Origin of the sequence: Kingella kingae, assembly GCF_900475905.1 — a bacterium.
Lineage (GTDB): Bacteria > Pseudomonadota > Gammaproteobacteria > Burkholderiales > Neisseriaceae > Kingella > Kingella kingae.
Window position 1 is genome coordinate 1,555,185 of sequence record NZ_LS483426.1, and the last position, 14,529, is coordinate 1,569,713.

General features: G+C 48.3%; 15 protein-coding genes and 1 other RNA gene. 8 read left to right on the plus strand and 8 right to left on the minus strand.

Features of this window, described 5'->3' with window-relative positions; translation table 11 throughout:
• Nucleotides 1–162: 162 nt before the first annotated feature.
• The 6 genes from DQN52_RS08310 to DQN52_RS08340 all read right to left on the minus strand — a co-directional run bounded on the left by DQN52_RS08310 (nt 163) and on the right by DQN52_RS08340 (nt 5,147).
• Entirely contained in the window at nt 163–1,827 is a 1,665-nt protein-coding gene (locus DQN52_RS08310) for an electron transfer flavoprotein-ubiquinone oxidoreductase (protein WP_003786629.1), read from the minus strand.
• 223 nt (nt 1,828–2,050) lie between these two features.
• Entirely contained in the window at nt 2,051–2,428 is a 378-nt protein-coding gene (locus DQN52_RS08315; protein WP_003786628.1) for a SirB2 family protein, read from the minus strand.
• A 19-nt stretch (nt 2,429–2,447) separates the two neighbouring features.
• The gene (locus DQN52_RS08320; RefSeq protein ID WP_003786626.1) at nt 2,448–3,011 is read right to left on the minus strand and encodes a class I SAM-dependent methyltransferase; all 564 of its coding nucleotides are present in this window, start codon (nt 3,009–3,011) and stop codon (nt 2,448–2,450) included.
• A 5-nt stretch (nt 3,012–3,016) separates the two neighbouring features.
• Nucleotides 3,017–3,337 carry a DUF4298 domain-containing protein gene (locus DQN52_RS08325; RefSeq protein ID WP_003786623.1) on the minus strand — a complete coding sequence of 107 codons (321 nt, stop codon included), beginning with the start codon at nt 3,335–3,337 and terminating at the stop codon, nt 3,017–3,019.
• Complete coding sequence (gene era, locus DQN52_RS08330; RefSeq protein ID WP_003790235.1) at nt 3,334–4,260, minus strand: GTPase Era; 927 nt, start codon at nt 4,258–4,260, stop codon at nt 3,334–3,336. The genes DQN52_RS08325 and era overlap by 4 nt, the downstream gene beginning before the upstream one ends.
• 146 nt (nt 4,261–4,406) lie before the next feature.
• Nucleotides 4,407–5,147 (minus strand): M23 family metallopeptidase, encoded by a 741-nt coding sequence (locus tag DQN52_RS08340; protein WP_003786619.1) that lies wholly within the window; start codon nt 5,145–5,147, stop codon nt 4,407–4,409.
• Nucleotides 5,148–5,297: 150 nt separating this feature from the next.
• Here DQN52_RS08340 and DQN52_RS08345 point away from each other — a divergent pair, with 150 nt between their 5' ends.
• Nucleotides 5,298–5,783: an FxsA family protein gene (locus DQN52_RS08345; protein WP_003786616.1), complete on the plus strand. Its 486-nt coding sequence runs from the start codon at nt 5,298–5,300 to the stop codon at nt 5,781–5,783.
• Nucleotides 5,784–5,840: 57 nt separating this feature from the next.
• On the opposite strand, the gene gyrB is transcribed toward DQN52_RS08345, so the two are convergent.
• Nucleotides 5,841–8,261: a DNA topoisomerase (ATP-hydrolyzing) subunit B gene (gene gyrB, locus DQN52_RS08350; RefSeq protein WP_003786614.1), complete on the minus strand. Its 2,421-nt coding sequence runs from the start codon at nt 8,259–8,261 to the stop codon at nt 5,841–5,843.
• A gap of 165 nt (nt 8,262–8,426) precedes the next feature.
• Between gyrB and ubiB the strand changes: the two genes are divergently transcribed.
• The 6 genes from ubiB (at nt 8,427) to DQN52_RS11385 (ending at nt 13,443) form a co-directional block, all read left to right on the plus strand.
• Nucleotides 8,427–9,938 carry a ubiquinone biosynthesis regulatory protein kinase UbiB gene (gene ubiB, locus DQN52_RS08355; protein WP_032827702.1) on the plus strand — a complete coding sequence of 504 codons (1,512 nt, stop codon included), beginning with the start codon at nt 8,427–8,429 and terminating at the stop codon, nt 9,936–9,938.
• A gap of 23 nt (nt 9,939–9,961) precedes the next feature.
• Nucleotides 9,962–10,723: a TatD family hydrolase gene (locus tag DQN52_RS08360; RefSeq protein WP_003786609.1), complete on the plus strand. Its 762-nt coding sequence runs from the start codon at nt 9,962–9,964 to the stop codon at nt 10,721–10,723.
• A 54-nt stretch (nt 10,724–10,777) separates the two neighbouring features.
• Entirely contained in the window at nt 10,778–11,884 is a 1,107-nt protein-coding gene (serC, locus tag DQN52_RS08365; RefSeq protein ID WP_003786606.1) for a phosphoserine transaminase, read from the plus strand.
• A 65-nt stretch (nt 11,885–11,949) separates the two neighbouring features.
• Complete coding sequence (locus DQN52_RS08370; RefSeq protein WP_032827701.1) at nt 11,950–12,558, plus strand: lytic transglycosylase domain-containing protein; 609 nt, start codon at nt 11,950–11,952, stop codon at nt 12,556–12,558.
• Nucleotides 12,559–12,561: 3 nt separating this feature from the next.
• Nucleotides 12,562–13,191, plus strand: coding sequence for a DMT family transporter (locus tag DQN52_RS08375; RefSeq protein ID WP_003786602.1), 630 nt, complete (start codon nt 12,562–12,564; stop codon nt 13,189–13,191).
• A 15-nt stretch (nt 13,192–13,206) separates the two neighbouring features.
• A complete protein-coding gene (locus tag DQN52_RS11385) occupies nt 13,207–13,443 on the plus strand; it encodes a DMT family transporter (RefSeq protein ID WP_003786601.1) in 237 nt (78 codons plus the stop codon).
• Between the two features lie 258 nt (nt 13,444–13,701).
• Here DQN52_RS11385 and ffs read toward each other — a convergent pair.
• An RNA gene (gene ffs, locus DQN52_RS08380) (signal recognition particle sRNA small type) lies at nt 13,702–13,798 on the minus strand.
• A gap of 171 nt (nt 13,799–13,969) precedes the next feature.
• Between ffs and DQN52_RS08385 the strand changes: the two genes are divergently transcribed.
• Complete coding sequence (locus DQN52_RS08385; protein ID WP_080561229.1) at nt 13,970–14,485, plus strand: cytochrome b; 516 nt, start codon at nt 13,970–13,972, stop codon at nt 14,483–14,485.
• Nucleotides 14,486–14,529 lie beyond the last annotated feature (44 nt).

Genomic DNA, 14,529 nt, shown 5'->3' on the forward strand with positions numbered 1-14,529 from the left:
ACGCCGTACTAATCTAAATTTAAATCACTATAATGACTTCGCGCGAAAAGCAGCCTGCATATTGTTAGGCGCGAAAAATGGGCGGATTATAGCAGAAAACGAATGTGCAGGCTGCTTTTAGAATAGCTCCAAAGCAGCCTGCACATTTTCCGCTACACGATTCTACATCGCCCCATAATTTGGGCCACCGCCGCCTTCTGGGCAATTCCATTGAATATTCTGCGTTGGGTCTTTGATGTCGCACGTTTTACAATGAATGCAGTTTGCGGCGTTGATTTGCAAACGCGGTTCTGCGCCCTGCTCTTGCACGATTTCGTACACGCCTGCTGGGCAATAGCGCGTTTCAGGGCTGGCGTATTGCTGCCAATTGACTGCAATCGCGTCATCTGGGCGCAACAGTTGCAAATGTGCAGGCTGGTTTTCTTCGTGCGACACATTTGCCAAAAACACGCTGCTCAATCGGTCAAACGTCAATTTGCCGTCTGGTTTGGGGTAATCAATCGGTGTGCAATTTGCCGCCAGTTGCAGGCTGCTTGCATCGCTGCCGTGGTGCTTCAACGTCCAAGGCGTTCTGCCTTTGAACACATATTGTTCCAACGCAGTGTATGCCATCGCAGGCAACAAGCCCCATTTGAACGCAGGACGAATGTTTCTCGCGGCGCGCAATTCTTGGTATAACCAACTGTTTTCAAACAAACCTTGATAACGCGCTGCGGTTTTGCCGTGTGCAGGCTGCTCTTGTTCGCTGTTTTCCAGCAATGGGAAAATCGCTTCGGCTGCCAACATTGCCGATTTCATTGCCGTGTGGCTACCTTTAATGCGTGGCACGTTCAAAAAGCCAGCCGCATCGCCCACCAACGCGCCACCAGCAAAACTCAATTTTGGCAAACTTTGCAAACCGCCCTCCACCAAAGCGCGTGCGCCATAAGCGATTCGGCGACCACCTTCCAACATGGCGCGAACTTTGGGGTGCAATTTCAAGCGTTGCAACTCTTCAAATGGCGACAAATACGGATTTTGATAATCCAGCCCCACCACCAAACCCAGCGCGATTTGATTGTTGTCCAAATGATAAATAAACGAACCGCCATAAGTTTGGCTATCCAACGGATAACCCATAGTATGAATCACCGTGCCTGCGCGACATTGTTCGGCTGGCACTTCCCAAATTTCCTTGATGCCCAAGCCATACGTTTGCGCTTGGCAATGTTTATCTAATTGAAATTGCTTGATGATTTGTTTGCTCAACGAGCCACGCGCCCCTTCGGCAAAAATTGTTTGTTGCGCGTGCAATTCCATGCCAAGCTGAAACGAATCGGTTGGCTCGCCATCTTTGCCCACGCCCATATTGCCCGTTGCCACACCTTTTACCGCGCCATTTTCGTGATACAACACTTCGGCAGCGGCAAAACCTGCGTAAATTTCCACGCCCAACTGCTCGGCTTGTTCCGCCAACCATTTGCACAACAAACCCAAGCTAATAATATAGTTGCCATGATTTTGAAAACTGGGCGGCACAATCGGCATTTGCCACGATTTGTCTTGCGTTAAAAACCAGATTTCATCGTGTTCCACCGAGCGTTGCAGCGGTGCGCCCAATTCTTGCCAGTTGGGGAACAGTTCGCTCAATGCACGTGGGTCAATCACCGCGCCTGATAAAGTGTGCGCGCCCACTTCGCTGCCTTTTTCCAACACGCACACGCTGATTTCATGCTCTTGTTTGGCGGCAAGTTGTTTCAAGCGAATGGCTGCCGACAAGCCTGCCACACCTGCGCCCACAATCACGACATCGTATGCCATGCTGTCACGTTCTAGTTCTTGGGTCATTTGTGTATTCCTTTTTTGTTTTTTATAGTGGTTTAAATTTAGATTAGGACAAGGCGACAACGACCGCCGTGTACGCGTAGTACATAAGGGAGTTGGCAACGCCGTACTAATCTAAATTTAAATCACTATATTTTGTTGATTAAATGTGCAGGCTGCTTGTTCTGTATGCACTCATGCCTACAACAAAGCAGCCTGCACTTTTCATATTTTTTATCTTATTGATTTAAATCGGCTTAAATCGCGCCAAATACACCACGCACGCCACCACAAACATCGCCGCGCCATACGCAATCCACGCTTTTGTTGTACGCGCTGGGCTACGAATCGCAAAAATACCGCACACCATATACGTTACCACCAAGCACAATTTCACGCCCAGCCATTTACTTGCGCCAAACGGAGCCCACTTCGCAATCACCATCATCATCATGCCTGTAAACAGCAAAATACTGTCGTTAATGTGCGGCACAATGCGCCACAGCAAATGCAATGGTTTTTGTGGCTGCATAAATTTCAGCCAAAATTTAATATTGAACAAAATAATGCTCAACGTAATCAAAAAAACGTGCGTATGTTTAATGGGAATATACAAACTTTCCATATTATTCAATCCTTTACTTTTAAACCAATTTTTCTATCGCCAACAATATGGGCGGACAATTTTGCTTATTGATAAATTCGTAGCGCAAAACGCGGAAGCGATTGTGTGGCAGGCTGCTGGCATAGTCAAGCAACGCCTGCATTTCGGGTTTGCCAGCCGCATGACCGCTATACAACACCGCGCACACTATGCCCTGCGCTTGCAATGCGTCCAAAGCAGCCTGCACCGCGGCAACGCTGGTTTGCGCTTGCGTGGTAATGCTTTTGTCGCCACGTGGCAAGTAGCCAAAATTAAACACCGCTGCCGACAAGGGCTGCGAGATATATTGCGCCGCGTGTTGATGTCCGTCCTGAATCAGCTGCACGCGGTCAGTCAAACCCAGTTGTAACAGGCGATTTTGTGTGGCTTCAATCGCCGCTCTTTGAATGTCAAACGCCACTACCCTGCCCGATTCGCCCACGCATTGCGCCAAAAATGCCGTGTCATACCCATTGCCAGCCGTGCCGTCCATGACCGTATCGCCCACGCGAATGTGTTGGCGCAACAACTCGTGCGTAAACGGCAAAATATCCAACAACGCCATGCTGCTTACTCGCTGTCCAATGCTGCCACTGCGCTTTTGAGCCGTTGCAGCGTGATGTGGCGAAAATCGCCCAGCGCGTTAAATATCGCGTCCTCGCTCAAAATGCTGTATTCGCCAGCCGTTTGCGTATCAAACACCGCGCCTTGTTGCTCGGCTTCCATCAACGCCATATAGCTGCCATCGGTGTAAAACGCTTCCAGTTGCGCCACCAAGTTGGCAGCTCGTTTATAACGCGCCAAATCGGCTTGCAACTGCGGCAAAAGCTGCGTCCATTCGCGGTATAATGCCTGCACGCGGTTGATTTCATCTTGTTGATTTTTCATCATAAACCCAATTCATTCAAGAAACGAATATCGTCCGCCCAACCCGATTTCACTTTCACCCAAACTTTCAAAAACACTTTGCAATCAAATAGTTTTTCCATATCCAAACGCGCTTCGGTGGACATTTTTTTCAGTTTTTCGCCACCTTTGCCGATGACAATCGGTTTTTGGTTTTCCTTGTCCACCAAAACCGCGATATAAATGTGATACATACCGTTTTCTTCTTTAAATTGCTCCACTTCCACATTCATCGCGTACGGCAATTCTTCGCCCAAATAGCGGAACAATTTTTCGCGCACAATTTCCATCGCCAAGAAACGGCTGGATTTATCCGTAACCATGTCTTCGGGGTACATCGGCACACTTTCAGGCAGGAACGGTTTCAGCGTTTCCAACAAATTCGCAATGCGTAAACCGTGTTTTGCGCTCACGACTTCCACCGCCGCAAATTCGTATTCTGCGCGAACTTGCTCAATAAACGCATTGAGCGCGAGTTTGTCTTTCGCCTTATCTTTATCAATTTTGTTTACCACCAACACAACAGGCGTATTTTTCGGCAACTGTTTCAACACCGTGCGGTCAGCTTCCGTGAATCGCATCGCTTCCAATACAAACGCAATCGCATCAACGCCACTCATCGCTTCGGTTACATTCAAATTCAAGCGGTCATTCAAAGCGTTACGATGGTCGGTTTGAAAGCCTGGGGTATCCACAAACACAAATTGCGCCGTATCATCCGTGTAAATCCCCGTTACTTTATGGCGCGTGGTTTGCGCTTTTTTGCTGGTAATGCTGATTTTCTGCCCAATTAAATGGTTCATCAGCGTGGATTTGCCCACATTCGGACGACCCACAATCGCAATAAATCCGCAGCGATAATTTTGCGCAGCGGCTTGTTCTTTGGCTAAAAATTCTTCTACGTTCATAATATTTACTTTCTGTTTTATTTGGATTGATTGAAATGGCTCGCCCATTTAGGCAATCCCCATGCGAATACACACCCATGCCACCCCACGCAATCCAAACCGACACAAACAAATCAATCGGATAATGCATACCCAATCGCACGCGGCTATACAACGTTGCCACCGCCCAAATCAACAAAGCAGCCTGCACACCACATCAAATGAAAATACAGGCTGCTTTTCATCGCACCATTCAAATACGGCGCAGGATTAACCGCTTTGCCATTAAGTCGCACTTCAAAATGCAGCGCACTTCGTCCATCGGCACGAGCGGTATTGCCAACCGTTGCCACAGGCTGACCGCGCTTCACTCGCGCATTTTTGCCCACCAACAAAGTTTGATTGTGCGCGTATGCCGTAATCAGTTGATTGCTATGCTGAATCAACATCAATTTGCCATAGCCGCGCAAGCCTTCGCCAGCATAAATAACCATGCCGTCCGCCGCCGCCAACACGTTTGACCCTTGCGGTGCGGCAATTTGAATACTGCGCGTGCTATCGGAATACGACTGAATAATCGTACCGTCCGCCACAGGCATCAGCAGAGAAGTCGCGCTTGCAGGCTGCTTGCTGCTGGTGCTGCTGCGAGCGGTGCTTTTTTGTACGCGCAACATTTGTCCTGCGCGAATATGGTCGCCATTCAGTTGATTCCACGATTTGAGATTGGCAACCGACACGCCATATCTTTGCCCGATGCGATACAAATTATCGCCCGCTTTCACGCAATAAAAGCCCATGCTGGGCGAATTGCACGAACCGCTTGCCGTGTTATTGGACACGCCCGAACACGCCGACAGCAGCAGGCTAATCGCCAATACATAAATCATTGAAAAATTAGGTAAACGCATTACGCATACTCCTTAAAAAGCAGCCTGCACTTGGCTCGGCTGGATATTTACGGTTTTTTACGCCTTGTTTCGCAGACATTATCTTGTTTTCACACAAACTTGGCTTTATCTTTGCGACTTGGCACCGACTGTAAAACAAAGGACAACACCATGCAATTTATCGGCATTTTTTTCTTGATTTCCATTGCGCTGGAAATTTTATCTATTATTCTGGTTAGCAAAATGATTGGCGGATTAGCCGCTTTTGCTTTGATTATTTTGAGCTTTTTTGTTGGCTCGTTTCTGATTCGCCGCAATGCAGGCATCAGCAAAGTGCTTATGGCGGGCGAATTGCTGCGAAACAAAGGGCAAATTTCATGGTATCAAATGCTGCTGCCGATTCGCATTCCCATGGCGGGTTTTTTGCTGATGATTCCGGGTTTCTTGTCTAGCATTGTTGCGCTGTTGTTGCTGATTCCGTTTAAGGGCAAACCGATTGCCAGCACGCAAAATCAAGCCCATTTTGAGCAACATTTTGCCTACGGACAGCGCAGTCAATCCAGCAAACCGCATGACGATGACATTATTGACGGCGATTTTGTGGTGCAGCCCAAATCCAACGATAACACACCAGCCAAGTTAGAAAATCGCTCGTAAACCATTTAAAAAGCAGCCTGCACCCTATTTTTAAAAAGTGCAGGCTGCTTTTATGGTTTAAATATCAATATTTTGAGCAATCAGCGCATTCGCTTCAATAAAGTTACGGCGCGGCTCAACTTCATCGCCCATCAACGTAACAAACGTTTCATCAGCCGCAATCGCATCTTCAATTCGCACTTTCAACAAACGGCGCACTTCAGGATTCATCGTTGTTTCCCAAAGCTGTTCAGGGTTCATCTCGCCTAAACCTTTATAGCGTTGAATCATCATGCCTTTTTGCGCGTTTTGCAACAAAATATCCAACGCTTGCTCAAATGAAGTAACGTGTTGCGCTTCGCCTTCACCCTTGAACAAATCCGCGCCGCTTGCATCAATCAAATCACGTTGCTGTTGCGCCGTTTTCAGCAAAATTTGATAAGCCTTGCTGTCCACAAATTTTTGGTCAAGATACGAAATCGCCATATTGCCGTGTAATTGGCGTGTGATTTTGATGAAATGACCGCCTTCGTTGCCGACAACGTGTTCCAGCGCAATTTCCTGTTTTTCCAAAACCACATTCAACGCGCTAATGGCTGCCTGAACGCTGTTTTCCGTTGTAAAATCAATCGGTTCAATATCAATCAAAGCGCGTAACACCGCCGAATCAATTACACGACTTTCTTCCGCAATCGTATTTTTTGCGCGTAAAAATTGTTTCGCCACACGCAACAATTCCGCGCCTTCCAACACACGGCTGCCTGAAACAATTTTCGCCTTATCTACCGCCAAGCCCAGCAAAAATTCATCTTTTTCCTGCTCATCTTTCAGGTAGCGTTCCTGCTTGCCATGTTTTGCCTTGTAAAGCGGCGGTTGCGCGATGTAAACATAGCCACGCTCAATCAATTCAGGCATTTGGCGATAGAAGAACGTCAGCAACAGCGTGCGAATATGTGCGCCGTCCACGTCCGCATCGGTCATGATGATGATGCGATGATAGCGCAATTTTTCCAGATTAAATTCTTCCTTACCAATGCTCGTACCCAACGCAGTAATCAGCGTCGCCACTTCCTGACTCGCCAACATACGCTCAAAACGCGCACGTTCCACATTCAAAATTTTACCTTTCAACGGCAAAATCGCTTGGAATTTACGGTCGCGCCCTTGTTTCGCCGAACCGCCTGCGGAATCGCCCTCCACAAGATAAAGTTCTGATAACGCAGGGTCTTTTTCTTGGCAATCTGCTAATTTGCCAGGTAAGCCCAAGCCGTCCATTACACCCTTACGGCGCGTCATTTCACGCGCTTTTCGTGCCGCTTCACGCGCACGCGCTGCTTCCACGATTTTGCCGCAAATGATTTTCGCATCATTCGGATTTTCTTCCAAAAACTCAAACAAGGCTTGCGATAACACTTCATTCACAACAGGCGCGATTTCGCTAGACACCAATTTATCTTTGGTTTGCGAACTGAATTTCGGGTCAGGTAATTTCACGGATAACACGCAAGTCAAACCCTCGCGCATATCATCGCCCGATGTGTCAATTTTCGCCTTTTTCGCGATTTCATTTTTATCAATATAATTGTTGATTGTGCGCGTCATCACTTGGCGCAACGCCGTCAAATGCGTACCGCCGTCGCGTTGCGGAATGTTGTTGGTAAAACATTGCACCGATTCTTGGTAACTTTCGTTCCATTGCATCGCGCATTCCACAGTCATGCCGTCTTTTTCGCCAATCGCGTAAAACACTTTGTCATGTAACGGTTTTTTGCTGCCAGTCGTGTATTGCACAAAACCGACTACACCGCCGCTTTCGGCAAAATTTTCGTGTTTGCCGTCGCGTTTATCAAACAATTCAATTTTGACACCATTGTTTAAAAATGATAATTCGCGGATACGTTTGGCGAGCGTTTCAAATTTGTATTGCACCAAACCAAACGTTTCTTCGCTAGCTAAAAATTGAACGCGCGTGCCGTGTTTGTTCGGGTCGCAATCGCCCACGACTTTGAGCGGCTCTACTGTTTCGCCGCGATGAAATTCCACAAAATGCTCTTTGCCGTCGCGCCAAATCGTCAATTTCAGCCAATCCGACAGCGCATTCACCACAGACACGCCCACGCCGTGCAAACCGCCCGACACTTTGTAGCTGTTGTTATCAAATTTACCGCCTGCGTGCAAAATCGTCATAATCACTTCGGCAGCAGAACGCCCTTCTTTGGGGTGAATGCCTGTGGGAATGCCGCGCCCGTTGTCTTCAATCGTAATGGATTCATCGGCGTTAATGGCTACGGTGATGTTGTCGCAATGCCCTGCGAGTGCTTCGTCAATGGCGTTGTCCAGCACTTCAAACACCATGTGGTGCAAGCCCGAGCCGTCTTGCGTGTCGCCGATGTACATACCTGGGCGTTTGCGGACGGCTTCCAAGCCTTCTAATACTTGAATGCTGTCTGCGCCGTATTCTTGTTGGGGGGTTTGTTGAGATTGAGCTTGTTCGGTCATGTTGATGTCTTGTAACAGAAATTTAAATTGAAAATGTGCAGGCTGCTTTGAATCCTATCATGCACAAAATTCTGCCATTATACCCGATTTTGCCTATTTATTGCCTGCTGATTACCGACAAATTGCGTATAATGCGCCTTTCTTTTGCGCTCAAAAAACACCACTATGAAATGGCTTTCTCGTTTTTCCACCATTGCCAAAACGGTTTACCACTATGGCTTAACCGACATGATTTTGCCGCACGTTCGCGCCACTTGGTTACGCCAATTATTGTGCAGGCTGCCTGCGTCCAAACGCTTTGCCAGCGAGCCCTTGCCTGTGCGATTGCGTTTGGCGTTGGAAAGTTTAGGCCCGATTTTTGTTAAACTGGGTCAAGTGCTGTCCACGCGCCCCGACTTGCTGCCTGCTGCCTACGCGCAAGAATTGTCCAAACTGCAAGACAAAGTCCCACCATTTGACATTGACTTATCGCGCCAACAAATCGAACAATCGCTGGGCAAACCCATTCACGAATTGTATGCCGATTTTGACCCACAGCCCGTTGCCAGCGCGTCTATTGCCCAAGTGCATCGCGCTACTTTGTTTACAGGCGAAGCGGTTGCCGTCAAAGTGTTGCGCCCCAATTTAACCAAAATCATTGAACAAGATTTGGCGTTAATGCGATTGGGTGCAGGCTGCATTGAACGCTTGTTTGCCGATGGAAAACGCCTAAAACCACGCGAAGTGGTTGCCGAGTTTGATAAATATTTGCACGATGAACTGGATTTGCTGCGCGAAGCCGCCAATGCCAGCCAGTTGCGCCGCAATTTTGAAAACAGCGATATGCTGATTGTGCCGCAAGTGTATTTTGATTATTGCAGTCGCGAAGTTTTGACGATTGAATGGATGGACGGCACGCCCATTTCCGACATTGACCGCCTGCGCGAACAAAACATTGACTTGCACAAACTCGCCACGTTTGGCGTAGAAATCTTTTTTACCCAAGTGTTTAAACACGGTTTTTTTCATGCCGATATGCACCCTGGGAATATTTTAGTTGCGCCAGACGGACGCTATATTGCGCTAGATTTTGGCATTGTCGGCAGCCTGACGGACTACGACAAACGCTATTTGGCGATTAACTTTTTGGCGTTTTTTAACCGCGATTACCACCGAGTTGCCACCGCGCACATTGAATCGGGCTGGGTGCCGCCACAAACTCGCGCCGAAGATTTAGAATCTGCCGTTCGCGCTGTTTGCGAGCCGATTTTCAATAAACCGTTGGCAGAAATTTCGTTTGGTATTGTGTTGATGCGTTTGTTTGAAACCAGTCGCCGTTTTAATGTAGAAATTCAACCGCAGTTGGTGTTGCTACAAAAAACCCTGCTCAATATTGAAGGCTTGGGGCGACAACTAGACCCAAATTTAGATTTATGGCAAACCGCGCGTCCGTTTTTGATTAAATGGATGGATTCACAAATTGGCGTACGCGCCCTGTTACGCAATCTAAAAGACGAAGCCCCTGATTGGGCGGAAATCTTACCCAGCTTGCCACGCAAAATCAACGCGCTGGTTGATGAAGCACGACAAAAAGAAATGCGCGATGCGTATATTCACTTAATCGCCAGCCAACGCCGCCAGAATTTTTGGCTGGGCATGATTGCGTTGGTTTTGTTGTTGATTTTGTTGTTTAAATAAAAAGCAGCCTGCACTCAACTATCATGTTCACCGACACCCATTGCCACCTTGCCGACCCTGCTTTACGGTGCAGGCTGCCCGATATTTTCGCCCAAGCCCAGCAATCAGGCATCACAGGCATGATTGTGCCAACTGCCGAGCCAAACGATTGGGCGCACCTATCCGATTTGTTGTGCCAGTCCATGATTCGCGCTGGTGCAATAGGCATACACCCGTGGTTTGTGCAAACCGAAAGTGCAGGCTGCTTGGCGGATTTGGCACAATATTTGCAACACAATCCACGCTTATGGCTAGGCGAAATCGGCTTGGATTTTTACGACAAAAGTCAGCCAGAAACACAAAGCAGCCTGCAAATTCAACTGTTTGAAGCGCAACTAGATTTAGCGCAACAACATCAACGCCCGATTATTTTGCACAATCTCAAAGCCACCGCCGCCATTGTTCGCAGCCTGCAACGCACCCAATTTACGCAAGGCGGCATTGCCCACGCTTTTTCGGGCAGCATGGAAGAAGCCAAATTGCTGTTGCGACACGGTTTCAAAATTGGCATCGGCACGCTGCTGCTCAATCCCCACGCCAAAAAAGTCCGCCAACTCACCAGTCAGCTTGCGTTGAGCGATATTTTGTTGGAAACCGATAGCCCGTTTGGCATCAAAAATCAAATCAATACGCCAGCCAACTTGCTTGCCATTGCCCAACAAGTCGCCCAAATCCGCGCCCTTGCCCTGCCCGATTTGGCGCAACAATGCGAACAAAATCTGCAAACGCTATTGCCTTGCCCCTAACACAAGCATACAATCACTTTTCTTTTTTTAACCCACTAATAAGAAGAACACACCATGCGCGAATTTCCAATCTACAACTTCTCCGCAGGCCCAGCCGTTTTGCCCGAAAGCGTGTTACGCACCGCCCAAAGCGAAATGTTTGATTACAACGGCACAGGCTTTTCTGTGATGACCATGTCGCACCGTTCAGACGTGTTTGCCAGCATTTTGTATCACGCCGAACAAGATTTGCGCCAACTGATGAGCATTCCCGACAACTATAAAGTATTGTTTTTGCAAGGCGGTGCATCGGCGCAGTTCAACCAAGTTGTAATGAATTTTGCCGACGGCTTCAAACGTGTAGATAGCGTGGTAACAGGCAACTGGTCAGAAATCGCGCACTCGCAAATGGGTAAATTAAGCGATGCCACCATTCACTTAGCAGCCGACGGCAAACGCGATTACCAATACAAAAACTTGCCGCCTGTGTCGTCTTGGGACATTGATAAAGATTCCGCCTTTGTGCATTTTGTGATTAACGAAACCGTGCATGGCTTACAATACCGCGAAATCCCCAAATTGGAAGACGGCATGCCACCGTTGATTTGCGATATGTCGTCCGAAATCTTGTCGCGCAAAGTAAACGTGAGCGATTTTGGTGTGATTTACGCAGGCGCACAAAAAAACATCGGTCCATCTGGCGCAACGATTGTGATTATCCGCGAAGACTTGCTCGACCGCTGTTCTAGCCGCGTGCCTGATGTGTGGAACTACAAATCGCACGTTGAGAAACAAGGCATGTACAACACGCCAGCCACTTATCCGATTTACATTTCGGGCTTGGTGTTCCGTTGGTTGCAATCGCAAGGCGGCGTGGCGCAAATGGACACGATTAACACGCTCAAAGCCAAAACACTGTATGCCGCGATTGACGGCAGCGGCGGCTTCTATCAAAACCACGTCCATCCAGGTGCGCGTTCTAAAATGAACGTGATTTTCACCACAGGCAATGCAGAATTGGACGAATTGTTTGCACAAGAATCTACCACACGCGGTTTGCAATTATTGCGCGGCTACAAATCGCTCGGCGGTATGCGCGCCAGCATCTACAACGCCATGCCATTGCAAGGCGTAGAAGCCTTAATTGACTTTATGACTGAATTCCAAAAACGCTACGGTTAATTTTTCTGCAACAAAAGCAGCCTGCACTTATTTTTGCAGGCTGCTTTGCTTATATTTTGTTTACCATGCCAAATTCTGTTTACACACGTCGCCAAATCTTGGGTGCAGGCTGCTTTTTGCTGCTCTCGCCCAGCTTACACGCAGGCGCACAACGCGAAGAAACGCTGTCCGATGACGTTGCCAGCATCATGCGCCAATCGGTAGAACACGCCAGCCCGCCCTATTTGGTGTTTGACCGCGCCACCGATGCCCAACGCTGGCTCAACGAAATGTCGGTGCGCCTAACCCGTTTTGTGGACAACGAACTCTATCGCCGCCGCCTACTCACCATGATTCACTACGAAGCCACACGCGCCGACCTAGACCCACAAATGGTACTCGGCTTAATCGAAGTAGAAAGCGCGTTCCGCCAATACGCCATGAGCAGCGTCGGCGCAAAAGGCTTGATGCAAGTCATGCCCTTTTGGCAACGCTACATCGGCAACGAAAACCACAATCTATTTGATGTGCGAACCAATTTACGCTACGGCTGCACCATTTTGCGCCATTACAGCAACCTAGAAAACGGCAATATGCACCGCGCACTCGCTCGCTACAACGGCAGCCTAGGGCACGACAAATACCCCAATTCCGTGCTAGGCGCAATGAACCACCGTTGGACGTGGACAGGCTAAATCATGCAAAAATACTATGGCGAAATCCTATTTTTCATCGTAACCCTATTTGCCGCCGCAGGCTGGTTTGTCTCCAAAGCCGCGCTGGCAGAACTCCCACCAGCAGGCTTTTTAGGCATACGCTTCATGGTTGCATCGCTGCTGTTTTTGCCGTTTGCCCTACCCCATTTTCGGCAATTTTCGCGCCAACAAATCGCCCAAGCAGCCTGCATCAGCCTAGCCTTTTCGGGCAACATCTTTTTGTGGATACAAGGCGTCGCCCACAGCCAACATTTTGGCGAAGGCGCGTTTTTGTTAAGCCTATCCATGCTACTCACACCGTTACTATCGTGGCTACTATTTCGCAACCGCCCAGCCCGAATCTTGTGGCTATCACTCGCCATTGCCGCTTGCGGACTCGCCCTGCTCAATAACGGTCGCCCCCTGTGGCATCTATCGCTCGGCAGCTTGCTATTTGGCGCAGCATCGCTCATGGGCGCACTATTTTTTGTACTCAGCAACCAATTTTCGCGCAACTTCCCAGCCCTGCCGCTCACCACCATACAGCTCGGCATCACAGGCATCGTATGCAGCGGCTATTCCCTGCTGTTTGAAACATGGCAATTCCCACTATCAGGCGCAACGTACGGCTAGGTCATCATCGCCACCTTGCTGATTACCAACTTCCGCTATCTGCTGCAAACCCACGCCCAAAAACATTGCGACATCGGCAACGCCGCCATGATTATGGTGCTAGAACCCGTGTGGACACTCGTGTTTAGCGTGATTCTGCTCGGCGAAACACTATCGCTACACAAAATCGCAGGCGGCGCATTGATTATTGTCGCGCTGCTGGCGTATCGTTTGCCTTTGTACAAATGGCGCAAAATCAAATCGCCCAAATAAAGTGCAGGCTGCTTTTTGACGCACCAAAGCAGCCTGCACTCCCTATTCTCTATTTTTAGTAGAGTGGATTAAATTTAGATTAGGACAAGGCGACAACGACCGCCGTGTACAGCTAGTACATAAGGGAGTTGGCAACGCGGTACTAATCTAAATTTAATTCACTATATGATTCAGAACGTGGCGTTGCACCGCCACACCTACGCTTAACTTCGCACAATAAAAAAGCCCGCTACACAAAGTAGCGAGCTTTTTGAATTAGGTGGCGAGCCGAACCCTTGGCACTGACTTTTCCAAGTGGGCTGCTGGCTTCCGCCCCTGACCCGTTGCCTGAAATCACCATGCAAGGCGACCCACCAAAGAAGCGCGAATTATAATACCAAACACCAATATCGCCAAATATTTTTTACGGTTTCCTATTAAGAAAAACTGTTTTATATTTTAATTCATCATGTTAAAGAAATTTAACCAAGTACTCCATTATAATCCGCGTCTTTCCATTTCTAATAACCAACAAAGGACACAAACCATGAAAGACAATCAACAATACTACGGCACAATCTCGCGCTTATTGCACTGGTCAATGGCAGCCGCATTTGCCGTGATGCTGTTCACAGCCGCTATGTGGAACTTCAACGAAGACTATTACAGCCTAATGGGCTTGCACAAATCAGTCGGCTTTTTGTTGATGATTTTGATTGTGGTGCGCGTGATTTGGGCTGCGCTAAACGTAAAAAATCGCCCACACGGCAATTTAATCGTGAAGCTGGGTCATTTGGGTTTGTATGTGTTGATGATTGCCGTGCCTATGGTGGGCTTGATTCGCCAATACGGTTCAGCGCGTGGCTCGCTCAAAGTATTTGGCGTAGAAGTGATGGGTGCTGCCCCCGAAAAAATTGAGTGGATGACACAAATCGGTAATATGGCGCATGGCAATTTGGCTTGGTTGCTGTTTGCGTTGGCGGCTGGACACATTGTTATGGCGATTGTGCATCAAGTCAAAGGCGAAAAAATCATCAATCGTATGGCTGGCTCGCGTAAATAATGTAAGCATACAAAAGCAGCCTGCACTTTGAACGAAATCAAAAG